The 22,108-nt window shown below is 73.8% G+C and carries 21 protein-coding genes and 1 other RNA gene; 11 read left to right on the top strand and 11 right to left on the bottom strand.

Features of this window, described 5'->3' with window-relative positions; all coding sequences use genetic code 11:
* Nucleotides 1–2: 2 nt before the first annotated feature.
* Nucleotides 3–785 carry a YaaA family protein gene (locus tag Cph01nite_RS08780; protein ID WP_203673302.1) on the bottom strand — a complete coding sequence of 261 codons (783 nt, stop codon included), beginning with the start codon at nucleotides 783–785 and terminating at the stop codon, nucleotides 3–5.
* 52 nt (nucleotides 786–837) lie between these two features.
* Here Cph01nite_RS08780 and Cph01nite_RS08785 point away from each other — a divergent pair, with 52 nt between their 5' ends.
* Complete coding sequence (locus Cph01nite_RS08785; RefSeq protein WP_203673304.1) at nucleotides 838–1,221, top strand: tautomerase family protein; 384 nt, start codon at nucleotides 838–840, stop codon at nucleotides 1,219–1,221.
* 24 nt (nucleotides 1,222–1,245) lie between these two features.
* An RNA gene (gene rnpB / locus Cph01nite_RS08790) (RNase P RNA component class A) lies at nucleotides 1,246–1,637 on the top strand.
* Here the strand turns inward: rnpB and Cph01nite_RS08795 are convergent.
* The 4 genes from Cph01nite_RS08795 to map form a co-directional block, all read right to left on the bottom strand.
* Nucleotides 1,631–2,539 (bottom strand): DUF817 domain-containing protein, encoded by a 909-nt coding sequence (locus tag Cph01nite_RS08795; protein WP_239069147.1) that lies wholly within the window; start codon nucleotides 2,537–2,539, stop codon nucleotides 1,631–1,633. The two genes, rnpB and Cph01nite_RS08795, sit on opposite strands and share 7 nt — an antisense overlap.
* A gap of 110 nt (nucleotides 2,540–2,649) precedes the next feature.
* Nucleotides 2,650–3,747, bottom strand: a complete 1,098-nt coding sequence (locus Cph01nite_RS08800) for a fatty acid desaturase family protein (protein WP_203673308.1) — start codon at nucleotides 3,745–3,747, stop codon at nucleotides 2,650–2,652.
* 126 nt (nucleotides 3,748–3,873) lie between these two features.
* Nucleotides 3,874–4,656 carry a polyphosphate--glucose phosphotransferase gene (ppgK, locus tag Cph01nite_RS08805; RefSeq protein WP_203673310.1) on the bottom strand — a complete coding sequence of 261 codons (783 nt, stop codon included), beginning with the start codon at nucleotides 4,654–4,656 and terminating at the stop codon, nucleotides 3,874–3,876.
* On the bottom strand, nucleotides 4,653–5,525 hold the full coding sequence (gene map / locus Cph01nite_RS08810) for a type I methionyl aminopeptidase (protein ID WP_203673312.1): 873 nt from the start codon (nucleotides 5,523–5,525) through the stop codon (nucleotides 4,653–4,655). Before map ends, ppgK begins: the two co-directional genes overlap by 4 nt.
* A 57-nt stretch (nucleotides 5,526–5,582) precedes the next feature.
* Here map and Cph01nite_RS08815 point away from each other — a divergent pair, with 57 nt between their 5' ends.
* Complete coding sequence (locus tag Cph01nite_RS08815; protein WP_203673314.1) at nucleotides 5,583–5,768, top strand: SPOR domain-containing protein; 186 nt, start codon at nucleotides 5,583–5,585, stop codon at nucleotides 5,766–5,768.
* A gap of 46 nt (nucleotides 5,769–5,814) precedes the next feature.
* On the opposite strand, the gene panB is transcribed toward Cph01nite_RS08815, so the two are convergent.
* Entirely contained in the window at nucleotides 5,815–6,636 is an 822-nt protein-coding gene (gene panB / locus Cph01nite_RS08820; RefSeq protein ID WP_203673316.1) for a 3-methyl-2-oxobutanoate hydroxymethyltransferase, read from the bottom strand.
* A gap of 117 nt (nucleotides 6,637–6,753) precedes the next feature.
* On the opposite strand from panB, the gene Cph01nite_RS08825 reads away from it, so the two are divergent.
* The 4 genes from Cph01nite_RS08825 to Cph01nite_RS08840 are packed head-to-tail and all read left to right on the top strand — an operon-like array spanning nucleotide 6,754 to nucleotide 12,824.
* A complete protein-coding gene (locus tag Cph01nite_RS08825) occupies nucleotides 6,754–8,091 on the top strand; it encodes a glutamine synthetase family protein (RefSeq protein WP_203673318.1) in 1,338 nt (445 codons plus the stop codon).
* 4 nt (nucleotides 8,092–8,095) lie between these two features.
* Entirely contained in the window at nucleotides 8,096–11,137 is a 3,042-nt protein-coding gene (locus Cph01nite_RS08830) for a bifunctional [glutamine synthetase] adenylyltransferase/[glutamine synthetase]-adenylyl-L-tyrosine phosphorylase (protein WP_203673320.1), read from the top strand.
* A gap of 45 nt (nucleotides 11,138–11,182) precedes the next feature.
* Nucleotides 11,183–12,409, top strand: a complete 1,227-nt coding sequence (locus Cph01nite_RS08835; protein ID WP_203673322.1) for a cytochrome P450 — start codon at nucleotides 11,183–11,185, stop codon at nucleotides 12,407–12,409.
* Complete coding sequence (locus tag Cph01nite_RS08840; RefSeq protein ID WP_239069148.1) at nucleotides 12,399–12,824, top strand: nitroreductase/quinone reductase family protein; 426 nt, start codon at nucleotides 12,399–12,401, stop codon at nucleotides 12,822–12,824. The genes Cph01nite_RS08835 and Cph01nite_RS08840 overlap by 11 nt, the downstream gene beginning before the upstream one ends.
* 40 nt (nucleotides 12,825–12,864) lie before the next feature.
* Here Cph01nite_RS08840 and glnA read toward each other — a convergent pair whose 3' ends face one another.
* Nucleotides 12,865–14,289 (bottom strand): type I glutamate--ammonia ligase, encoded by a 1,425-nt coding sequence (glnA, locus tag Cph01nite_RS08845; RefSeq protein WP_203673323.1) that lies wholly within the window; start codon nucleotides 14,287–14,289, stop codon nucleotides 12,865–12,867.
* Nucleotides 14,290–14,465: 176 nt separating this feature from the next.
* Between glnA and Cph01nite_RS08850 the strand changes: the two genes are divergently transcribed.
* Nucleotides 14,466–14,969: an RDD family protein gene (locus Cph01nite_RS08850; protein ID WP_203673324.1), complete on the top strand. Its 504-nt coding sequence runs from the start codon at nucleotides 14,466–14,468 to the stop codon at nucleotides 14,967–14,969.
* 36 nt (nucleotides 14,970–15,005) lie between these two features.
* Here Cph01nite_RS08850 and Cph01nite_RS08855 read toward each other — a convergent pair whose 3' ends face one another.
* Together Cph01nite_RS08855 and lipA are read right to left on the bottom strand one after the other, a co-directional pair.
* Nucleotides 15,006–15,743 carry a DUF4191 domain-containing protein gene (locus Cph01nite_RS08855; RefSeq protein WP_203673325.1) on the bottom strand — a complete coding sequence of 246 codons (738 nt, stop codon included), beginning with the start codon at nucleotides 15,741–15,743 and terminating at the stop codon, nucleotides 15,006–15,008.
* A gap of 49 nt (nucleotides 15,744–15,792) precedes the next feature.
* A complete protein-coding gene (gene lipA, locus Cph01nite_RS08860) occupies nucleotides 15,793–16,806 on the bottom strand; it encodes a lipoyl synthase (protein ID WP_203673326.1) in 1,014 nt (337 codons plus the stop codon).
* A 162-nt stretch (nucleotides 16,807–16,968) separates the two neighbouring features.
* On the opposite strand from lipA, the gene Cph01nite_RS08865 reads away from it, so the two are divergent.
* Nucleotides 16,969–17,472, top strand: a complete 504-nt coding sequence (locus Cph01nite_RS08865; RefSeq protein WP_203673327.1) for a flavodoxin domain-containing protein — start codon at nucleotides 16,969–16,971, stop codon at nucleotides 17,470–17,472.
* Here the strand turns inward: Cph01nite_RS08865 and lipB are convergent.
* Both lipB and Cph01nite_RS08875 read right to left on the bottom strand, forming a co-directional pair.
* Nucleotides 17,469–18,179, bottom strand: coding sequence for a lipoyl(octanoyl) transferase LipB (gene lipB, locus Cph01nite_RS08870; protein ID WP_203673328.1), 711 nt, complete (start codon nucleotides 18,177–18,179; stop codon nucleotides 17,469–17,471). The two genes, Cph01nite_RS08865 and lipB, sit on opposite strands and share 4 nt — an antisense overlap.
* 10 nt (nucleotides 18,180–18,189) lie before the next feature.
* On the bottom strand, nucleotides 18,190–18,672 hold the full coding sequence (locus Cph01nite_RS08875; protein ID WP_203673446.1) for a MarR family winged helix-turn-helix transcriptional regulator: 483 nt from the start codon (nucleotides 18,670–18,672) through the stop codon (nucleotides 18,190–18,192).
* 55 nt (nucleotides 18,673–18,727) lie between these two features.
* On the opposite strand from Cph01nite_RS08875, the gene Cph01nite_RS08880 reads away from it, so the two are divergent.
* A complete protein-coding gene (locus Cph01nite_RS08880; RefSeq protein WP_239069149.1) occupies nucleotides 18,728–20,992 on the top strand; it encodes an MMPL family transporter in 2,265 nt (754 codons plus the stop codon).
* Nucleotides 20,993–21,012: 20 nt separating this feature from the next.
* Nucleotides 21,013–22,092 (top strand): Gfo/Idh/MocA family oxidoreductase, encoded by a 1,080-nt coding sequence (locus Cph01nite_RS08885; protein WP_203673331.1) that lies wholly within the window; start codon nucleotides 21,013–21,015, stop codon nucleotides 22,090–22,092.
* The last annotated feature ends 16 nt before the right edge of the window (nucleotides 22,093–22,108 follow it).

The raw sequence follows: 22,108 nt of genomic DNA on the forward strand, positions 1-22,108 counted from the left end.
GGCTACGCGACCACGAGCGACAGGGTGCGCGCGCCCCGACGGGGCTCGGGGCCGAGCTCGACGGCGATCAGCGCGTCGCCGACCAGGGCGCTCGCGGCGTGCGCGAGCTCGTCGGCGTCGCGCGGCTCGCGCCCCCGACGCGTGACGAGGTGGCGGGTCAGCACGCCACGCGTGTGCTTGGCGTGGTGCGAGACGACCGCACGGCGGCCGTCGACCTCGCGCAGCACGCGCACGTCCACCCACCGCGTGCCGGGCGGCGGCGTCCACGCCGCGCGGTACGCCGCCGACCGGCAGTCCACGACGAGGTCGCCGTCGACCCGCGCGGTCAGCTCGACGCCCAGCGGGCCACGCCACGCGGCGGCGAGGAGCCCGATGCCCGGCAGGTCGGTGCCCATCGCCAGGCGGTACGCCGGGACGACGTCGTCGACGGTCAGCACACCCCACAGCGCCGACACGACACGCACGCTCGTGACCGCCCTGGCTCGCGCCGCGGGCGTGAGCCGGTCCAGCCCGGCCGCGCCGTACAGGACACCGGAGTACACCCGGGAGGCGCGGGCCGCGCCGGCCCTGCGCAGCGCGACGTTGCGCGCGACCTCCTCCGCGAGGCCGGGGGAGACACCGAGCACCTCGCACGCGTCCGGCCGGGCGCTGACCTCGACGAGCGCGTCGATCACCTTCTCGCGCAGCGGCGTCAGACCCGGGTGCGACAGCGACGCCAGGTCGAGCGGGGCAGCGGTCGGCGGTGCGGGCGTCTTGCCCTCCGAGGGCGGCAGCAGCACGAGCACCGCACGAGGGTACGTTGGCCGTCCCGCTGTCCCGGCGACGTGAGGGTGTGAGATGGCCCAGGTCAAGGTGTACGGCCGACGCTCGGTGTGGGCCGACCGACGCGGTGAGGTCTCCGACGCCGTGCACGCCGCCCTCGTCGGCGTGTGGGGACTGCCCCGCGAGAAGCGGTTCCACCGGTTCCTGCTGCTGGACGACGAGGACCTCGTCGCCCCGCGCTCGGCGGAGTACCTCGTCGTCGAGGTCGTGTGCTTCACGGGCCGCAGCCCGGGCGCGGTCCGCGCCCTCGTCACCGCGTTCTTCGACGACGTCGCGCCGGCGCTCGGCCTGGCCGCCGACGACCTCGAGGTCGTGATCCTCGAGAGCCCGCCCACGCACTGGGGGATCCGGGGCGTCGCGGGAGACGAGCTGACCCTGCCGTACCGGGTCGACGTCTGACACCGGTAGGCTGACCGGCGCGGATGAGTCAGCCAGGCGGCCGCGTCAGGGCCCTTGTGGTCCTGCCGAGGAACGTCCGGGCTCCGTAGGGCAGGGTGGTGGGTAACGCCCACCCGGGGTGACCCGCGGGACAGTGCCACAGAGAACAGACCGCCGCGACGGACCGGCTCGCCGGGACGACGCGGTAAGGGTGAAACGGTGGGGTAAGAGCCCACCAGCGTGCCGGGTGACCGGTGCGGCTCGGCAAACCCCACCCGGAGCAAGGCCAGACAGGGAGCGTTCGAGGGTTGCCCGCCCGAGCTCCCGGGTAGGCCGCTGGAGGCGTGCGGCAACGTACGTCGTAGATGGATGGTCGCCACCCGCGCGGGGGAGACCGCGCGCGGGGACAGAACCCGGCGTACCGGCTGGCTCATCCGCCCGCCGGGGACGCCTCCGCCGGCGGCCTCGGCGGGTACACCCACGCGACGAGCACGACCGAGATGATCATCAGCAGGAACCACGACACGAGCTTGCTGCCACCGACGACGTGCCAGCCGTCGACCTGCGAGGGGTAGAGCCACGCTCCGGCGAACGTCGCGACGTTCTCGGCCGCCCAGATGAACGACGCGACCAGGGTGAAGGCCAGCAGGATCGGCATCCGCAGCCGCCGGGCGTGCACCCGGAAGTGCATGACGGTCCGCCCGTACACGAGGACGACGCCCGCGAGCAGGAGCCACCGGACGTCCGCGACCCAGTGGTGCGTGAAGAAGTTGGCGTAGATCGCCGTCGCGAGCACGGCCGTGACCCAGCGGCGCGGGTACCGGTCGAACCGCAGCTCGAAGATCCGGAACACCCGGACCAGGTACGAGCCGACGGCGCCGTACATGAACCCCGAGAACAGCGGCACGGCCCCCACCCGCAGCACGCCCTCGGCGGCGTACGACCACGAGCCCACGTCGGTCTTGAACACCTCCATCACGGTCCCGACGACGTGGAACAGCAGGACGACGCGCATCTCGCGGACCGTCTCGAGCCGGGTCGCGAGCATGCCGACCTGGAGCGCGAGGGCGGCGAGCGTCAGGGCGTCGTTGCGGACGAGCCACGCGTCGTCGGGGTACCAGAAGCGCGCGGCGAGCAGCAGCGCGAGCAGCAGCGCTCCGAAGAGGCAGGCCCAGCCCTGCTTGAGCACGAACACCGTGAGCTCGACGAGCCCCGCGCGGACGCTGCGGGCGTGCAGACGGGCGAGCCGGTCACGGGCCCACGCGTCGATGCGCTCCTCGACGACCGTGAGCTCGCGCGTGCCGGGGCGGGGGAGGGACGCACGCAGGTCGCGGAGCACGACGCCCATCTCACCGCGGCGGTGCGGGAGACGGGCGTCGTCCTCGGTCGGTTTCCCGGCGGGACCTGTGCAGATCCTGTGCGACGCCGCGCTGGGGGCGCCGCGCGACGTCAGCGGGTGGAGCGGGGGCGGTACCGCTGGACCATCGGGCAGTCGAAGGGGTCGCGTGCGGACAGGCCGACGCGGTTGAGGTACTGGATCACCAGGGCGTACGAGCGTACGAGCGAGGTCTCGGTGTACGGCATGCCGACGCTCTCGCAGTGCGCACGGACCAGCTTGCGGGCGCGCGCCAGGTGGGGGCGCGGCATGTTCGGGAACAGGTGGTGCTCGATCTGCGCGTCCAGGCCGCCCATGAGCTGCGTGACGAACGTGCCACCGCCGATGTTGCGCGACGTGAGCACCTGCTTGGACAGGAAGTCCAGCCGGCTGTCGGCCGGGATGATCGCCATGCCCTTGTGGTTCGGGGCGAACGAGGCGCCCATGTAGACGCCGAAGACGGCGAGCTGCACGGCGAGGAACGCCGCGGCCAGGCCCAGCGGGAGCGCCCAGACCACGAGGGCGACGTAGATGCTCAGCCGCGCCGTGAGGATGACGAGCTCGAGCGTGCGGGCACGCGACGCGGGAGCGGCGATGAGGCTCTTGTACGCCAGGACGTGCAGGTTGACGCCCTCGAGCGTCAGCAGCGGGAAGAACAGCCACCCCTGCTTGCGGGTGATGGCGGCCATGAGGCCCCGCTGCTTCGCGGCGTCCTCCTCGAGGAAGGAGATCGTGTCCCACTCGATGTCCGGGTCCTTGCCGACGCGGTTGGGGTTCGCGTGGTGCCGCGTGTGCTTGGTCATCCACCAGGAGTGGCTGATGCCGACGACGCCGTTGGCGAGCGCACGGCCGAGGCGGTCGTTGGCGGGGCCGGTCAGCAGCACCTGGCGGTGCGACGCCTCGTGGGCGACGAACGCGAACTGCGTGAGGACCAGGCCGAGGCCGGCGGCGACCAGCAGCTGCCACCAGGAGTCCCCGAGCAGCACGAACGCCGTGACCAGGCCGGCGAGCAGCGTGGTCAGACCCGCGAGCAGGGAGATGTAGAAGCCGGGGGTACGGTCGAGCAGGCCTGCCTCGCGCACCTGGGCGGACAGCTCGTGGTAGCTGCCGGTCGCCGCCGCCTGACGGGGGCGCGTCGGGACGGGGGGCGCAGATACGGGTGCAGCAGCCACATGACCTCCAGGGCTGATTCGACTTCCCAGCCGTGGGGTGGAGCGGGTGCTCGTCGTGCGGATGCCCCTACCCTACGCGACCGTAGGTTCGCTGTCCCGAGGTCGGGCAGGGTGAGTTGCGCGGGCTCAGCGCCGGTCGGTCGCGGCCAGCCTCGCGGCCCCGACGATCCCGGCGGCGTTGCGCAGCCCGGCGGGCACGATGCGGGTGCGCAGGTCCAGCAGCGGCAGGAACTGCTCGTGCTTCTTGCTCACCCCGCCCCCGACGACGATGAGGTCCGGCCAGAACAGGTTCTCGACGACCGAGAAGTAGCGCTGCAGCCGCGCCGCCCACTGCTCGAACGTCAGGCCGTCGCGGTCCCGGGCGGCGTCCGACGCACGCGACTCGGCGTCGTGGCCGTCGATCTCCAGGTGCCCCAGCTCGGTGTTCGGGACGAGCACGCCGTCCACGACGAGCGCCGACCCGATACCGGTGCCCAGCGTGACGACCAGCACGACCCCGGGCACGTCCTTCGCGGCGCCGTACACGACCTCGGCGTAGCCGGCGGCGTCCGCGTCGTTCACGGCCACCACCTGGCGGCCCGTGGCCGCGCCGATCGTCGCGGCCACGTCCGTGCCGATCCAGGAGTCGTCGACGTTCGCCGCCGACTGCGCGACCCCGTGCAGGATCACGGCGGGGAAGGTCACGCCGATGGGGACGTCCTTGTCGAGGTCGAACGAGTCGACGACCTCGGCCACGGTCCGGGCTACCGCCGGGGGAGTCGCGGGCTGCGGTGTGGGGATCCGCACGCGGTCCCCGGTGAAGTCCCCGGAGGCGAGGTCGACCGGCGCGCCCTTGATGCCGGACCCGCCGATGTCGATGCCGAACGCCGTGCCGACCTCGTGGTGCTTGTGCTTCGCGTCGTTGCTCATGGCAGCGTCAGGATCTCCGCTCCGGTGTCGGTGACCAGCAGGGTGTGCTCGAACTGCGCCGACCGGCGGCGGTCGGCGGTGACGACCGTCCACCCGTCGTCCCACATCTCCCAGTCGGCGGTGCCCAGGTCGAGCATCGGCTCGATGGTGAAGACCATGCCCGGCTCGATGACGGTCGCGTACTCGGGTGCCGCGTCGTAGTGCGGCACGATGAGCCCCGTGTGGAACGCGGGGCCCACGCCGTGGCCGGTGAAGTCCCGCACCACGCCGTAGCCGAACCGGGCCGCGAACTTCTCGATGACGCGGCCGACGACGTTGATCTCGCGTCCCGGCCGCACCGCGGAGATCGCGCGCCGCAGGGCCTCGGCGGTGCGTTCGACGAGCAGCCGTGACTCCTCGTCGACGTCGCCGACGAGGAAGGTGGCGTTGTTGTCGCCGTGCATGCCGCCGGTGTACGCGGTGATGTCGACGTTGACGATGTCGCCGTCCTGCAGGACCGTCGAGTCGGGGATGCCGTGGCAGATCACCTCGTTGACGGACGTGCACAGCGACTTCGGGAAGCCGCGGTAGCCGAGCGTCGAGGGGTACGCGCCGTGGTCCAGCAGGAACTCGTGGCCGATGGCGTCGAGCTCGTCGGTCGTCACGCCGGGGGCGACGTGCCGACCGACCTCCTGCAGTGCCTGCGCCGCGATGCGCGCGGCCACCCGGACCCGCTCGACCGACTCGTCGTCGAGCACGTCGGAGCCCCGCCACGGAGCGGGCATCGGCTTGTCGACGTACTCGGGGCGGGGGATGTGCGCGGGGACGGCGCGCCGCGGGCTGACCTGCCCGGGGACGAGCGCCGTGCGCGGCGGGTGGACCGGCGGCATGCCTGGCAGTCTACGTAGCGGCAGGGCTGCCCGGCCCGCCGGACGGGAGGAGCCCACGTGAGCGAGTACTTCTACAACACCCGCACCCACGAGGTCGAGGAGGGGCGCCAGAGCACGTCGTCACAGCTCATGGGCCCCTACGCGACGCGCGAGGAGGCGGCCGAGGCCCTGGACCGTGCCCGTGCGCGCAACGAGACCTGGGAGGCCGAGACCGAGGCGTGGGAGGACGAGGACCGGTCCTGAGCGGCGTCCGGCCGGGCAGCGGCCGCCGGGCGCCGGCGGCGCGGGCTCAGGCGTCGAAGGCGTGCGACGCGGCGGGGAACGTGCCGGCGCGGACCTCGTCGGCGTAGTCGCGCGCCGCGGACGTCAGCGCCGCGCCGATCTCGCCGAACCGCTTGGCGAACCGCGGCGACCACTCGCCCATGCCGGCCATGTCCACCCACACCAGCACCTGCCCGTCGCACTGCGGGCCGGCGCCGATGCCGATGGTGGGGACCCGGACCACCTCGGTGATGCGGGCCGCGACGGGTGCGGGCACCATCTCCAGCACGATCGCGACCGCGCCGGCGTCGGTGACCGCGACGGCGTCCTCGCTGACCTCCTCGGCCGCCGCGCCGCGACCCTGCACGCGCGGGCCGCCCAGCGCGTTCTCCGACTGGGGGGTGTAGCCCAGGTGGGCCACGACGGGGATGCCGGCCTGCGTCAGCGCGCGGATCTGGGGGACGGATCGACGCCCGCCCTCCAGCTTCACGGCGGCGACGCCCGTCTCTTTCATCAGGCGCACGGCGCTGGCCAGCGCCTGCTCCGGCCCGGCCTCGTACGTGCCGAACGGCAGGTCCGCGACGACGAACGCCCGCCGCACCGCGCCGGCGACGGCACGCGCCGCGACGACGATCTCGTCGAGCGTGACGGGCAGCGTCGTGGCGTGACCGTGCATGGTGTTCCCGATCGAGTCGCCGACCAGCAGCATGTCGATGCCGGCCTCGTCGAAGATCCGTGCCGTGGGGGCGTCGTAGGCGGTGAGCATGGTGAGTCGCTCGCCGCGGTCCTTGGCGGCCTGCAGGTGGTGCACGCGCACGCGTCGGGGCGTCGGGGCGTCACTGGTCGACATGCCGCGAGCCTATCCGCGGGCGCCCGCGCGGCGCTGTGAGTCCCCGCACAGGAGCTGCGGGCCGCCACGTGCGGGACGGTCGCACCGGGACGGCCGGTCATCAGGCAGGATGTACGCATGGACAGGCAGCAGGAGTTCGTGCTCCGGACCGTCGAGGAGCGGGACATCCGCTTCATCCGTCTGTGGTTCACGGACGTGCTCGGGATGCTCAAGTCGGTGGCGGTCGCCCCGGCGGAGCTCGAGCAGGCGTTCAGCGAGGGCATCGGGTTCGACGGCAGCGCGATCGAGGGCCTCACGCGCGTGTACGAGGCCGACATGATCGCCAAGCCGGATCCGTCGACGTTCCAGATCCTGCCCTGGCGGGGTGAGCGCCACGGCACCGCGCGCATGTTCTGCGACCTGCTGACACCGGACGGCGAGCCGTCCCTGGCGGACTCGCGCTACGTGCTCAAGCGGGCGCTGGACCGGGCGAGCGATCGCGGCTTCACCTTCTACACGCACCCCGAGGTCGAGTTCTACCTCTTCGACGCACCCGCGGACCCGACCCGCCCGCTCGTGCCGGTCGACCAGGGTGGCTACTTCGACCACGTGCCGCGCGGCACCGCGCACGACTTCCGGCGCGCCGCGATCACGATGCTCGAGTCGATGGGCATCTCGGTGGAGTTCTCCCACCACGAGGCGGGTCCGGGGCAGAACGAGATCGACCTGCGGTACGCCGACGCGCTGACGACGGCGGACAACATCATGACGTTCCGCACCGTGGTCAAGGAGGTGGCGCTCGAGCAGGGCGTGTTCGCCTCCTTCATGCCCAAGCCGCTGGCGGACCAGCCGGGCTCCGGCATGCACACGCACGTCTCGCTCTTCGAGGGTGACCGCAACGCGTTCCACGAGCCCGGTGCGCCGCTCGAGCTGTCGAAGGTCGCGCGCTCGTTCATCGCGGGGCTGCTGATCCACGCGGCCGAGATCACGGCGGTGACGAACCAGTTCGTCAACTCCTACAAGCGGCTGTGGGGCGGCGCCGAGGCGCCGAGCTTCATCTGCTGGGGGCACAACAACCGCTCGGCGCTCGTCCGGGTGCCGATGTACAAGCCCGGCAAGGGCAACTCGAGCCGCGTCGAGTACCGCGGCGTGGACTCGGCGACCAACCCCTACCTGGCGTTCGCGCTGCTGCTCGCCGCCGGGCTCAAGGGCATCGAGGAGGAGTACGAGCTGCCCGAGGGCGCCGAGGACGACGTGTGGGAGCTGACCGACGCGGAGCGCAAGGCGCTCGGCATCGAGCCGCTGCCGACGTCGCTCGAGGCGGCGATCGAGGTCATGGAGCGCTCCGAGCTGGTGGCCGAGACGCTGGGCGAGCACGTGTTCGACTACTTCCTGCGCAACAAGCGCCAGGAGTGGGCCGAGTACCGGGCCCAGGTGACGCCGTACGAGCTGCAGCGGTTCCTGCCGCTGATCTGACGCCATGTCCACGCCGACCGGACGTGGGGCCTCGCTCGCGACGCGTCTGACGCGCGTGGGCGTGGCGGACGTGCCGCGCGCCGAGCGGCTGCTGGCCGACGCGGCACTGACCGACGTCGACCCCGGGGTCGCCGACCACGTCGTCGGCGACCTCTCCGAGGTCGGTGACCCCGACGAGGCGCTGCTGGCGGTCGCGAAGATCGCGGGCGCCGTCCAGCGGGACCCGGAGCTGTCGCACCTGCTGCGAGAGCTCCTGGCCGAGCCGGGACCTGGCCGCACGCGCCTGCTGGCGGTGACCGGGGCGTCGCTCGCGATCGGCAACACGCTGGCCGCCCACCCCGGCAACCTGCGGGTCGTCGCGGACCCCGCGTCCGGCATCGGCGTCCCGTGCCGCGACGTCCGTGCCGAGCTGCTGCGTGCCGTGGACGCGGACCCCGACGCCGACGTGCCCGTGGCGGGGCTCGCGGGCGTGGCCGGCGTCGACGCGATGCGATGCGCCTACCGCACCCGCCTGCTGCGCATCGCGGCGACGGACCTCACCGCGGACGACCCGCTCAGCCGCCTCCCGGGCGTCGGCGCCGCGCTGGCCGACCTCGCGGCGGCCGCGCTCGAGGCCGCGCTCGCCGTCGCGCGCGCCGACCTCGAGGACGAGGGGCGCGGGGTCCGGCTCGCGGTCATCGGGATGGGCAAGGCCGGGGGGCGCGAGCTGAACTACGTGTCGGACGTCGACGTGGTGTACGTCGCCGAGCCCGTCGCGGGCACCGACGAGGACGAGGCGATGGTCGCCGGTGCGCGGCTCGCCGCCGGCCTGGCACGCGCGTGCTCGGCGCCGGCGGGTGAGCCCGCGCTGTGGCCGGTGGACGCCGCGCTGCGACCCGAGGGCAAGGACGGTCCGCTCGTGCGGACCCTGGCCAGCCACCGCGCCTACTACGAGCGGTGGGCCCGGACGTGGGAGTTCCAGGCGCTGCTCAAGGCACGCCCCCTGGCCGGGGACCACGAGCTGGGGCTCGCGTACGTCGAGACCGTCAACCCGCTGGTGTGGTCGGCGGTGCAGCGCGAGAACTTCGTCGAGGACTCGCAGGCGATGCGCCGCCGCGTCGAGGCGCACGTCCCGCGCGCCGAGGCGGACCGCCAGCTCAAGCTCGGCGTCGGAGGGCTGCGGGACGTCGAGTTCACGGTGCAGCTCCTCCAGCTCGTGCACGGGCGCGCCGACGACTCCATCCGCAGCCCCAGCACGCTGACCGCGCTCGCCGCGCTCGCCGCCGGCGGGTACGTGGGGCGTCAGCACGCCGCCCAGCTGGCCGTCTGCTACCGCTGGATGCGGATGATGGAGCACAGGATCCAGCTGCACCGCCTGCAGCGCACGCACCTGGTGCCCACCGCCGAGGCCGACCTGCGACGGCTGTCGCGGACGATGGGCATGCGGGTCGAGGGACCCGCGGGCCTGCTCGAACGCTGGCGCACGACGCGTCGTGACGTGCGGCGGCTGCACGAGGAGCTCTTCTACCGCCCGCTGCTGCCGGCGACGGCACGGCTGTCGACGGCCGAGGCGAGCCTCGCGCCGGAGGCCGCCCGCGCGCGGCTCGCCGCGATCGGCTACCGGGACCCGGCCGGCGCCGTGCGGCACATCGCCGCGCTCGCCGACGGGGTGTCCCGACGCGCCGCGATCCAGCGGCAGCTGCTGCCGGTGATGCTCGGGTGGTTCGCGGACGGCGCCGACCCCGACGGCGGGCTGCTGGCGTTCCGGCGCCTGTCCGACCAGCTGGGGACCACGCACTGGTACCTCAAGCTCCTGCGCGACTCCGGCACGGCGGCGCAGCGGCTCGCGCAGGTCCTGTCCACGTCGCGCTACGCCGCCGACGCGCTGCGGCGCTCCCCGGAGTCGGTGACGTGGCTCGACGACGACGCCGAGCTCGCGCCCCGCTCGGCGGAGCGCCTCGCGGCGGAGGCCGACGCGGTGCTGCGGCGCGCCGACGAGGCCGTCCCGGCCGTCACCGCCCTGCGGGCGCTGCGGCGCCGCGAGCTGGCGCGCACGGCGGTCGCCGACGTCCTCGGGGTGACCACGGGTGTGCGTGCGGCGCAGAGCCTGACCATCACCGCGGACGCGGTCCTCGCGGGGACGCTGCGCGTCGCCCTGACCGACGTCCGCACCACCATGGGCCTCGAGGCCGACCCCACGCGCGTGCTCGTGGTCGCGATGGGCCGGCTCGGCGGACGCGAGATGAGCTACTCGTCGGACGCGGACGTGCTGTTCGTCCACGACCCGCTGCCGGGCGCCGACGGGAAGATCGCCCAGGACTTCGCCGTCGCCGTCGCGTCCCGGGTGCGTCAGCTGCTCGGGAGCATGGGGCCCGAGCCGACGCTCAGCGTGGACGCCGACCTGCGGCCCGAGGGGCGCAACGGACCGCTCGCACGGTCGTTCGACGCCTACGTCGAGTACTACCAGCGCTGGTCGTCGCCGTGGGAGAGCCAGGCGCTGCTCCGGGCGCGGCCCGTCGCCGGCGACACCGGGCTGGGGGAGCGCTTCATCGAGCTCATCGCCCCGCTGCGCTACCCGCCGGGCGGCCTGGACCCGGCGACCGTGCGCGAGGTGCGGCGCATCAAGGCGCGGGTGGAGGCCGAGCGGCTGCCCCGCGGCGTCGACCCGCTCCGCCACGTCAAGCTCGGCCGCGGCGGCATCAGCGACGTCGAGTGGACGGCGCAGCTCCTCCAGCTGCAGCACGCGCACGAGGTCCCCGCCCTGCGGACCACGTCGACCCTCGACGCTCTCGACGCCGCCCGCGACGCGGAGCTCCTCGACGACGCGGACACGACCGTCCTGCGGGAGGCGTGGGAGCTCGCCTCCCGGGTCCGGGACGCGAACGTGCTGTGGACCGGCCGCGCGGAGGGGGCGCACGCGGACGTCCTGCCGCACGACCGCACCGCCCTCGCCGGTGTCGCGCACGTGCTCGGCGGGTCCGCGGGGTCGGGGGCGATGCTCGAGGAGACGTACCTGCGCACGGCACGGCGTGCCCGCATGGTCGTCGAGCGGGTCTTCTACGGCTGAGACGACCGCTGGTCGTCCGCCCGGGTGACGCCTACAGTCGATCGGGTGACGGCCACCGCGGACGGGCAGACGCGTGGCGCACCGGGCACGTGCCCGGTGCGCAAGCTGACGCAGCCCGACGACGGACTCGTCCCCGACCTGGCGAGCGTGGACGGCGGGGCGCCGCGCTGGCGCATCCGCTCGTACGCGCTGGCGCGTGCCGTCCTGCGCCGCCCCGACGGCACCCGGCAGGCGGGGTTCGGTGCCGACGGCCTGGGCGCGGGCCCCGTGCGGATCCGCCCGCCGATCCTGTACCTCGAGGGCGACGCGCACCACGCGCAGCGTCGCGCGTCGGCGCGGCTGTTCGCCCCGCGCGTCGTCGAGGGCTACCGCGACTGGATGCAGGAGACGGCAGACCGGCTCGTCGTCGAGGTCCGGCCCGACCGCTGGACGGACCTGTCGCGGCTGACCATGCAGATGGCGGTCGAGGTCACCTCACGCGTCATCGGTCTCGACCACGGTGCGTCACCCGGTATGCGGCGTCGGCTCGACGAGTTCTTCGAGCCCACGACCGGTGGCTCCTCCGTGCTGGCGCGCTGGGGCGCGGCACGCCGCAGCACCGCGATGCTGCGGTTCTTCCTCCTGGACGTGAAGCCGGCGATCCGTGCACGCCGTCGGCGCCGTCGGGACGACCTCATCAGCCGGCTCCTCGACGACGGCTACACCGACCTCGACATCCTCACCGAGTGCGTGACGTACGCCGCCGCCGGCATGGCCACCACCCGCGAGCTCATGACGGTCGCGGTGTGGCACCTGCTGGACGACGACGCGCTGCTGGCCCGGTACCGAGCGAGCGACCGGGACGGGCGCGTGGCGATCATCGAGGAGGTGCTGCGCCTCGAGCCGGTCGTCGGCCACCTGCTGCGCCGCACGACGGAGCCGCTGACGCTGGACGGGCCCGACGGGCCGGTCGACGTGCCCGTCGGCGCGCTGCTCGACATCGACCTGCGCGCCGTGAACGCCGACGGGCGGGTCGCCGGCGACGACCCGCTCGGGCTGTGCCCGGCGCGACCGCTGGCGCGCGCGGTCGGGCCGGTCGTGCTCGCGTTCGGTGACGGCCACCACCGGTGCCCGGGTGCGCCCTTGGCGTCGATGGAGGCCGAGATCTTCGTCTCCGCCCTGCTCCGCGACGACCTCGCGGCAGCAGGCCCGCCGCGCGTGCGGTGGAACGACGTCAGCCAGGGCTACGACCTGCGGGCGCTGCGGGTGCGACGGGTCCCGGGTGCCCGCTGAGCGCGAGGTGGCACCCCCGTCGGGGGCGTCCGACGCGGCCTGCGTCTGGCTCACCACGCTCCGGCGCGACGGCTCGCCCCACGTCACGCCCGTGTGGTTCCTCCTCGAGGGCGGGACCTGCTGGATCGCCAGCTCGACGGTGAACGTCAAGGTGACGAACATCCAGCACGACCCGCGGGTGGCGATCGCCGTCGACGGCTCGGGCGCACGACCCGCGGTCGCACAGGGACGTGCCCGGGTGCTGCCGATCGACACCCACCCGCGGCTGCTGCACGCGTTCGCCGTCAAGTACGGCGGCTGGGACGCCGCGGACGAGCGTCAGGACGGGCCGCGGGTCCTGCTCGAGGTCGCGATCGACCGCTGGCTGCTCCCCGCACGCCACGTGCTCCACGCACGCCACGAGGGGCGCCCCTGACGGGACGCCCCTCGGTGCCGAACTGATCGGGAGCAGCCGATCAGACGTCGTAGTAGAGCTCGAACTCGTGCGGGTGCGGGCGCAGCCGGATCGGGTCGACCTCTGCCGAGCGCTTGTAGTCGATCCACGTCTGGATGAGGTCCGGCGTGAAGACGTTGCCGGCCGTCAGGAAGTCGTGGTCGCGCTCGAGGTTGTCGAGGACCTCGGACAGGGAGCCCGGGACCTGCTGGATGAGGGCGTGCTCCTCGGGGGGGAGCTCGTAGAGGTCCTTGTCGACCGGGTCCGGCGGCTCGATCCGGTTCTGGATGCCGTCGAGACCGGCCATCAGCATGGCCGCGAACGCCAGGTACGGGTTCGACGACGGGTCCGGCACGCGGAACTCGACGCGCTTGGCCTTCGGGTTCGAGCCGGTCACCGGGATGCGGATGCACGCGGAGCGGTTGCGCGCCGAGTAGACCAGGTTGACGGGGGCCTCGAAGCCGGGAACGAGGCGGTGGTACGAGTTCACCGTGGGGTTGGTGAACGCGAGCAGCGAGGGCGCGTGCTTGAGCAGGCCGCCGATGTACCAGCGGGCGACGTCCGACAGGCCGCCGTAGCCCTTCTCGTCGAAGAACAGCGGCTCGCCGTCCTTCCACAGGGACTGGTGCACGTGCATGCCCGAGCCGTTGTCGCCGAAGAGCGGCTTCGGCATGAACGTCGCCGTGTGGCCGTTCTCGTGCGCGACGTTCTTGACGACGTACTTGAACAGCTGCACCTTGTCCGCGGACTTGGCGAGCGTGTCGAACCGGTAGTTGATCTCGGCCTGGCCGGCCGTGCCGACCTCGTGGTGCGCGCGCTCGACCTGCAGGCCCAGGGCGTCGAGCTGCAGGGAGATCTGGTCGCGCAGGTCCGCGAAGTGGTCGACCGGCGAGACGGGGAAGTAGCCGCCCTTGTAGGGCGTCTTGTGGCCGAGGTTGCCACCCTCCTCCTTGCGGCCCGTGTTCCACGCCGCCTCGATGGAGTCGATGTAGTAGAACGACGCGTCCTGGCGGGTCTGGAACCGGATGTCGTCGAAGATGTAGAACTCGGCCTCGGGCGCGAAGAACGCGGTGTCCGCGATGCCGGTCGACTTGAGGTACGCCTCGGCCTTGGCGGCGACCTGACGCGGGTCGCGGCTGTAGGGCTCGTCGGTGTAGGGGTCGACGATGTGGAAGTTGATGTTCAGGGTCTTCTCGACGCGGAACGGGTCGATGTACGCCGTCGTCACGTCGGGCATCAGCTTCATGTCCGACTCGTGGATCGCCTGGAAGCCGCGGATCGACGACCCGTCGAACATCTGGCCGTCCGTGAAGAAGTCCAGGTCGAGCGAGTAGGCCGGCACGTTGAAGTGCTGCATCACGCCCGGCAGGTCACAGAACCGCACGTCGACGAACTTGACGTCCTCGCTCTTGATGAACGCCAGGACTTCCTCTGGCTTCGTGAACATCCGCTGCTCCTCGGTCGATGGTGCCCGGTCGTCCCGGGCAGAGCGAGGCTAGGAGCGGGGCGTTTCCCCGCCGTGGCCTCACTGTTTCCGGGAGGTTACGGACCTGCGTGCGAGGTAACGATCGCACGACACGGCCGGTGTGTCCGGTGATCCGCGGCCCCACGTACGCTGAACGCATGGTGACGCGTGACTCGGTGGGCTCGTGGCTCGAGGGGGGTCCGGGGGGCGGCGACGACGGTGCCGCGCGCGGGACCCGACTGGGCCTGCCCGCCGCGGGGCCGGGCTCGCTCGCCCGCCTGGGGCGCCGCATGGCCGCCCTCACGGTCGACTGGGTCGCCTGCCTCGCCGTGTCGGCGCTGCTGCTGCCGGCGCGCGCCGACGGGCTCTTCCTGCTGCGCGGTGACTCGCTCGGCACGCTGGCGGTCTTCGCGGTCGAGAACCTCGTGCTCGTCGCGACGCTCGGCCACACCCTGGGTCACCGGCTGCTGGGCCTGCAGGTGCAGCGCGTCGTGCCTGCCGCACCCGGGGCGTCGCCGACCGTGCGGGCCGGGTCGCCCGGTCTGCTGTCCGCGCTCGTGCGCACGGCGCTGCTCTGCCTCGTCCTGCCCGCCGCGGTGTGGGACGGCGACGGTCGCGGCCTGCACGACCGCGCCGCGGGCACGGTCCTCGTCCGGCGCTGACGCACCCCGACGAGCGGCGCCGGACGGCGCACGCCGTCAGCGACCGCGCATCCCCTTGCGGTCAGGGCGGGCACGGGTCGGGTCGATGCCCTTCGGCACGGGCAGCTTGGCGCCACCGAGGGACGTCACGCGGCGCAGCACGACGGCGACCTCGTCCTTGGTCAGCCGCCCCTTGAGCCGGCTGACCTCGCGCGGCAGCTTGCGCAGCGGGACCTGGCCCTCGCCGTCGCCCACCTGGATGAGGTGGATCGGTGCCCCGGACACGACGCGCGCCGTGCGCTTGCGCTCGGCCTCGAGGAGCTTGCCGATGCGGTGCGCCGGCCCTTCGCCGACGAGCACGACGCCCGGGCGCCCGACACCGCGGAACACCAGGTCCTGCGTCCGCGGGTCGACGGCGACGGGCTCCTGCGTGAAGGTCCAGCCGCGACGCAGGGTCCCCAGTGCGGCCAGCGAGGCGCCGGGCTGCCCGTCGATGCGGGTGTACGCGGCGGTCTCGGCACGCCGCGCGAGCACGAACATCGCCCCGAGCAGCGCGAACGGGATGCTGAGGACCAGCACGTAGACCAGCTGGCCGATGAGCATGCCGATCACCACACCGAGCGTGACGACCGCGACGACGACGCCCAGCATGATCCAGGTGACCGCGGGATCGGACTGCCGGGTCACCTGGTAGGCCTGCCAGACCTGGTGGTACCAGCGGGTCTTCTTGACCTTCCCGGTGCCCGCCCCCGTCGGGGAGGAGCCCTGCGGGGACGTGGAGCGCTCGCGTGCCATGACCCGGGAGTCTACCGGCGCGTGCCGGTGCGACCGGCCCGGGTCCGCGTCAGCCCGCCGTGGTGCGGGCGATCAGCGCCGACGCCTCCTGGCGGGCCGTCGTCGGCTCCCCGAGGTGGGCCAGCGCGGCCGGGATCTCGAGCCCGCGTCGGCGCATCGCCTGGCCCCACAGGCGCCCGGCGCGGTACGACGAGCGCACCAGCGGCCCGGACATCACCCCGAGGAACCCGATCCGCTCCGCCTCGTCCGAGAGCTCGACGAACTCCTCGGGGCGCACCCACCGGTCGACCGGGTGGTGGCGCACGGACGGCCGCAGGTACTGCGTGATGGTGATGAGGTCGCACCCCGCCTCGTGCAGGTCGCGCAGCGCCTCGACGACCTCCTCGGTCGTCTCGCCCATGCCGAGGATGAGGTTGGACTTGGTGACCAGGCCGGCCTCGCGCGCCCGCGTCAGCACGGACAGGGAGCGCTCGTACCGGAACGCCGGGCGGATCTGCTTGAAGATCCGCGGCACGGTCTCGAGGTTGTGGGCCAGCACCTCGGGGCGCGACTCGTTGACGACGTCGAGCAGCTCGGGCACGGCGTTGAAGTCGGGGATCAGCAGCTCGACGCCGGTGCCGGGGTTCAGCGCGTGGATCTGACGGACGGTCTCGGCGTACAGCCACGCCCCGCCGTCGGGCAGGTCGTCGCGGGCGACGCCCGTGATCGTCGAGTACTTCAGGCCCATGGCCTGGACCGACTCCGCGACGCGGCGCGGCTCGTCGGTGTCCAGGTCGGCCGGCTTGCCGGTGTCGATCTGGCAGAAGTCGCAGCGCCGCGTGCACTGGTCACCCCCGATGAGGAAGGTGGCCTCGCGGTCCTCCCAGCACTCGAAGATGTTGGGGCAGCCCGCCTCCTCGCACACCGTGTGCAGGCCCTCGCGGCGCACCAGGCCCTTGAGCTCGCTGTACTCCGGGCCCGTGGTGGCGCGCGTGCGGATCCACTCCGGCTTCTTCTCGATCGGGGTGGCGGCGTTGCGGGCCTCCACCCGGAGCATCCGGCGTCCCTCGGGAGCGATCGTCACGGATCCACCCTAGCCCGCCGCCGGCCCTGGACCCCTGCCCGGACGGTGTGACGGGGACCTCGGTCCCGCGCGCCCGCAGCCGCGCGGGGGCAGGCTGGACGAAACGGTCGCGCACGGCGGAGGTCCGCCGGGCGCGACGGCCGGCCTGGAGGAGGTGGCGCGATGCGCGTCCTGGTGACGGTCGCGTCTCGGCACGGCGCGACGCGCGAGATGGGGTCCGAGGTCGCGGAGCAGCTGCGCGCCGCGGGCCACGACGTGGACGAGGTCGAGCCTGACGACGTCGAGCACGTGGACCCCTACGACGCCGTGGTCATGGGCTCCGCGGTGTACGTCGGGCGGCTCGGGCTCGGTCTGCGTGACCTGGTCGACCGGCAGGCCGGTCAGCTGCGGCAGCGGCCGTCGTGGCTGTTCTGGTCCGGACCGGTCGGCGACCCGCCGATGCCGGCGACGGTCCCCGACGACGTGACGGACATCGCGCGGACGACGGGGGTGCGGGACGTGGCGGTGTTCGCCGGCCGCCTCGACCGTGACGGGCTCAACATCTCCGAGCGGGCGCTCGTGGCCCTCACCCGGGCGGACGCCGGCGACTTCCGCGACCTCGACGCGGTGCGGGCGTGGGCGCAGGGGATCGCGCGGGCGCTGCGCTCGCTGCAGCGGGAGGGCTAGCCGGCCGTGCGCCCGCCGCTCGGCGAGCGCACCGCCGCGCCGTGCGGGCCGGCGAGCAGGGGTGTCAGCGTGTCGTGGAGGTGGGCGACGACCAGGGGTGTGACCTCGGCGATCGTCACCTCGCGCCCCGCCTCGTCCGAGAGCGTGGTGACGTCGGCGTCGTCGATGCCGCAGGGCACGATCCGGGAGTACCAGTCGAGCGACGCGGTGCAGTTCAGCGCGAAGCCGTGCATGGTCGTGCCCCGCGCGACACGGACCCCGATCGCGGCGACCTTGCGTGCGCGCCGGGGGACCGGAGCGGTGCCGGCGTCGTCCGCGGGCAGCCAGACGCCGCTGCGGCCCTCGACGCGCCCGGCGCCCACCCCCACGTCGGCGCACGTGCGGATCAGCGCCTCCTCCAGCGCCCGGACGTAGCGCACGACGTCGACGGGCTCGGCCAGGCGCACGATCGGGTACCCCACGAGCTGGCCGGGACCGTGCCAGGTGATGCGTCCGCCGCGGTCGACGTCCACGACCGGGGTGCCGTCCTGCGGCCGGTCCGAGCGCGCCGTCCGCTTGCCCGCGGTGTAGACCGGCTCGTGCTCGACCAGCAGCAGGGTGTCCTCGCGCTCCCCGGCAGCGACGGCGGCGTGGACCTCGCGCTGCAGCTCCCAGGTCGGGACGTACGGCTGCAGGCGTGTGCCGAGCTCGAGGGGGTCGACGTGCATGGTCGTCAGGCTATGCCGTCGTCGAGGTGGGGCGGTCGGTCACGCCCTCCGAGGGGGCGGGCAGCTGGGCCCAGGGCGCGACGACCTCGCGCATGAGCTCCTCGAGCAGGGCGCGACGCTCCGGCGGCAGGTGGCCGAGGACCTCCTGCTGGGCGGGTGCGGGGTCGGCGCACGCGGCGAGCGCGGCGCTGCCCTGCGGGGTGATCGCCACGACGTGGCGACGGCGGTCCTCGGCGTGGGGGCGGCGGGTGACGTAGTCGGTGCGCACGAGCCGGGCGACGACGCGGCTCATCGTCTGCTCGGTGACCCCGCACGCGTCGGCCAGCTCGCGCTGCGACATGGGGGCCATGGTGAGGTGGACCAGCACCGGCAGGCTCGCGTGGTTGAGGTCCCAGGAGGCGAGGTGGGCGTCCCAGGCGCGCTCGATGCGCCGTGCCGTCGCCGACAGCATCCGACCCACGGGCCAGTGGTCGGGCGGCGGACCCTGCTCCATGCTCACGCGTTCTCCCGGTTTGCCGAGTCGCCGGTCCGGCCTCATGATACTCAGCATGCTGAGGAATCGCGTGGCCCGAGCGGTCGCCGTCGCCGTGGTGCTCGTCGTCTGGATGGGACTGGCCTCGGTGGGCGGCGCCGCCCAGGGGCGGCTGTCCCAGGTCCAGACCAACGACTCCGCGGCGTTCCTGCCGTCGTCGGCACAGTCCACGCTGGCCGCTGAGGCCTCACGCGAGTTCGTCGACACGCAGACCCTACCCGCGCTCGTCGTGCTGACCCCCGCCGGGGGTGGCGACGTCACCCCGGAGCAGCTCGCAGCGGTCGCGGGCTTCGCCGCGCGGTTCCCCGACGTCGCCGTCGCGGGCGGCACCTGGTCCGACCACCTCACCGGCGACATCGCGCCGGTCCCCGCGCAGGACGGCGAGGCGATCCTGCTGGCCGTCCCGCTCGACGCAGCGTCGGCCGGGATCCTGGTCGACGAGGAGTCCCTCACCAACCTGCTGGTCGCGGACCTGCGCGACGGGCTCGCCGAGGACCTCGGTGCGACCGCGGCCGACGCCGGCCCGCTCGGGCTCCAGGCCTGGGTCACCGGACCGGCCGGGTTCATCACCGATCTCGGGACCGCGTTCGCGGGCATCGACGGCCTCCTGCTGCTCGTCGCCCTCGGCGCGGTGCTGCTCATCCTCGTCGTCGTCTACCGCTCGCCGTTCCTGCCGCTCGTCGTCATCCTCACCGCCGTCTTCGCGCTCGCGCTCGCCGGGCTCGTCGTGTACGAGCTCGCCGACGCCGGCGTCCTCGTGCTCAACGGCCAGGCGCAGGGCATCCTGTCGATCCTCGTCGTGGGCGCCGCGGTCGACTACTCCCTGCTGCTCGTCGCGCGGTACCGCGAGGAGCTGCGCCACGTCGACCACCCGGCCGACGCCATGCGCGTGGCGTGGCGGCAGTCCCTCGAGCCCATCGCGGCGAGCGCCGGCACGGTCGTCGCCGGTCTGCTGTGCCTCCTGCTGTCGGACCTCGCGTCCAACCGCAGCCTGGGACCCGTGGCCGCGATCGGCATCGGCGCGGCACTGCTCGCCGCCCTCACCCTGCTGCCCGCGATCCTCCTCGTCGCGGGTCGGCGCTCGCGCGCGCTCTTCTGGCCGCGGGCCCCGCGGCGGGCGGACGCGTCCGGGCCTGCGACGCACGGCGAGCACGCGACTGCCGTCGCACCCGCCGCGGTCGACGCGTCCGAGGGCACCGGCCTGTGGGCCCGGTGGGCCCGGTTCGTCGCCCGCCGCGCCCGCCCCGTCTGGATCGTCAGTGCCACGGTGCTCCTGCTCGCCGCCGTCTTCGTGCCGACGTTCCGCGCGGGAGGCACCAGCCAGAGCGACGTCTTCCTCACCGCCGTCGACTCGGTCGCCGGTGAGGAGGTGCTGGCCGAGCACTTCCCGGCCGGCGCCGTGCAGCCCGCCCTCGTCGTGGTGCCGCAGGCCGACCTCGACGCGGTCGTCGACGCCGCGCAGGGCGTCGAGGGGATCTCCTCCGCCGCGGCGTACACCGGCGCGCCCGCGGGTGCGCCCGGCGCCGGGTCGGCCCCCGCGGTCGTCGTCGACGGTCGCGTCCGGGTCGACGTGGTCACCGACGCGCCGTCCGACAGCCAGGAGGCCGTGGACGCCGTCGCCGACCTGCGCGCGGCGGTCACGGCCGTGGCGCCCGACGCCCTCGTCGGCGGGCCGGCCGCGGAGACCCTGGACACGCAGATCGCCAGCGAGCGCGACCTGCGCGTCATCGTGCCGGTCGTGCTGGTCGTGATCCTGCTGATCCTCATGCTGCTGCTGCGCTCGGTCGTGGCGGGCGTCCTGCTCATGGCGGCCAACGTGCTGTCGTTCGGCGCGGCGATCGGCCTCTCGGCGGTGGTGTTCAACCACGTGCTCGACCTGCCCGACGCGGATCCGGTGGTGCCCCTGTACGGGTTCGTGTTCCTCGTCGCGCTGGGCGTCGACTACTCGATCTTCCTCATGACACGCGTGCGCGAGGAGTCCCGGGCCGTCGGGACGCGTGACGGCGTCACGCGTGGGCTGGCGGTCACCGGGGGAGTCATCACGTCGGCCGGCCTGGTGCTCGCGACGACCTTCGCGGCGCTCGCCGTCATCCCGTTGCTGTTCCTCGCGCAGCTCGCCTTCATCGTGGCGCTCGGCGTGCTCGTCGACACGTTCGTGGTGCGGAGCCTGCTCGTGCCCGGGCTGGTGCACGACCTGGGACCGCGCACCTGGTGGCCGAGCGCGCTCGCGCGGCGCCCGGAGCACGGGGTGCACGCCGCGTCCGGTGCGGCCGCGACCTGACCGCCTCCTAGAGTGGCGGCATGGAGCCGCTGCGCATCGGGCTGATCGGGTACGGCGCTGCCGGGCGGGGGATCCACGCCCGTCTCGCGCGTGAGACGGGGCAGCAGGTGGTCGCGGTCGTCACGCGCGGTCGCGGCGACCAGGTGGCCGCGGACTGGCCGGGTGCACGCGTGCTGCCGGACGTCGACTCCCTGCTCGCCGACGCCGACGACCTGGACCTCGTCGTCGTCGCGAGCCCGACCGGCGAGCACGCCGCGCACGTGCGCGCCGCCCTCGAGGCGGACCTGCCCGTGCTCGTCGACAAGCCCCTGGCCACGACACGGGTCCAGGCCGCCGCCCTGGTGCGCCTCGCACAGGAGCGCGGCGGCCGGCTCACCGTGTTCCAGAACCGTCGCTGGGACCCCGAGCAGCTGACGCTGCGCACGCTCCTGGACGCCGGGACCCTGGGGCGTGTCCACCGGTTCGAGCGACGGTGGGAGAGGTTCCGCCCGCAGCCGCAGCACCGCTGGAAGGAGCAGGACACCGTCGCCGGCGGCCTGCTGCTGGACCTCGGCGCCCACCTCGTCGACTCGGCCGTGCAGCTGTTCGGACCGGTCCGCCGTGTCCACGCCGAGCTGCGTGCCCTGACCACCCCCGCGCTCGACGACGTGTTCCTCGCCCTCGAGCACGTCCCGGACGCGACCGGGCACCACGTCGTCTCCCACCTGTGGGGCGGCGGGCTGGTCGGGGCGCCCGGGCCGCGGACCCGCGTGCTGGGGGAGCACGGCGCGTACCTCGTGACCAGCTTCGAGGGCGAGCCGACCCCGTTCGCCGTGCTCGACGACGCGCAGGAGGCCGGCCGACGGCCCGGTGAGCCGGTCCACGAGGGCTGGCTGGTGCGAGGTGCGCAGCGCACGGCCGTCCCGCGCGCGCCGGGCGGCCACGGCGACCTCTACCGCGCGGTCCAGGCGTGGCTGCGCGGTGCCGGCCCGCTGCCCGTGGACCCCGCGGACGCCGTCGCGACCGCGCGCGTGCTCGACGCCGCCCGGGTCGCCGCCGACACGGGCGTCGCCCAGCTCCTCGACGCTCCCGGCCCTGTGGACGACGCGCCCGCACGGTGACACCGGCGGTGTTGGA

The sequence above is a fragment of the Cellulomonas phragmiteti genome (assembly GCF_016862775.1).
Taxonomy (GTDB): Bacteria; Actinomycetota; Actinomycetes; order Actinomycetales; family Cellulomonadaceae; genus Cellulomonas; species Cellulomonas phragmiteti.

What these genes read in the sequence shown, in the direction of transcription:
- Cph01nite_RS08825 (WP_203673318.1), top strand. Translation starts at nt 6,754, where the DNA reads ATGGACAGGCAGCAGGAGTTCGTGCTCCGGACCGTCGAGGAGCGGGAC.
- ppgK (WP_203673310.1), bottom strand. Translation starts at nt 4,656, where the DNA reads ATGAGCAACGACGCGAAGCACAAGCACCACGAGGTCGGCACGGCGTTC.
- Cph01nite_RS08855 (WP_203673325.1), bottom strand. Translation starts at nt 15,743, where the DNA reads ATGGCACGCGAGCGCTCCACGTCCCCGCAGGGCTCCTCCCCGACGGGG.
- Cph01nite_RS08785 (WP_203673304.1), top strand. Translation starts at nt 838, where the DNA reads ATGGCCCAGGTCAAGGTGTACGGCCGACGCTCGGTGTGGGCCGACCGA.
- panB (WP_203673316.1), bottom strand. Translation starts at nt 6,636, where the DNA reads ATGTCGACCAGTGACGCCCCGACGCCCCGACGCGTGCGCGTGCACCAC.
- Cph01nite_RS08830 (WP_203673320.1), top strand. Translation starts at nt 8,096, where the DNA reads ATGTCCACGCCGACCGGACGTGGGGCCTCGCTCGCGACGCGTCTGACG.
- Cph01nite_RS08865 (WP_203673327.1), top strand. Translation starts at nt 16,969, where the DNA reads ATGCGCGTCCTGGTGACGGTCGCGTCTCGGCACGGCGCGACGCGCGAG.
- Cph01nite_RS08885 (WP_203673331.1), top strand. Translation starts at nt 21,013, where the DNA reads ATGGAGCCGCTGCGCATCGGGCTGATCGGGTACGGCGCTGCCGGGCGG.
- glnA (WP_203673323.1), bottom strand. Translation starts at nt 14,289, where the DNA reads ATGTTCACGAAGCCAGAGGAAGTCCTGGCGTTCATCAAGAGCGAGGAC.
- Cph01nite_RS08850 (WP_203673324.1), top strand. Translation starts at nt 14,466, where the DNA reads ATGGTGACGCGTGACTCGGTGGGCTCGTGGCTCGAGGGGGGTCCGGGG.
- lipB (WP_203673328.1), bottom strand. Translation starts at nt 18,179, where the DNA reads ATGCACGTCGACCCCCTCGAGCTCGGCACACGCCTGCAGCCGTACGTC.
- map (WP_203673312.1), bottom strand. Translation starts at nt 5,525, where the DNA reads ATGCCGCCGGTCCACCCGCCGCGCACGGCGCTCGTCCCCGGGCAGGTC.
- Cph01nite_RS08880 (WP_239069149.1), top strand. Translation starts at nt 18,728, where the DNA reads ATGCTGAGGAATCGCGTGGCCCGAGCGGTCGCCGTCGCCGTGGTGCTC.
- Cph01nite_RS08875 (WP_203673446.1), bottom strand. Translation starts at nt 18,672, where the DNA reads ATGGAGCAGGGTCCGCCGCCCGACCACTGGCCCGTGGGTCGGATGCTG.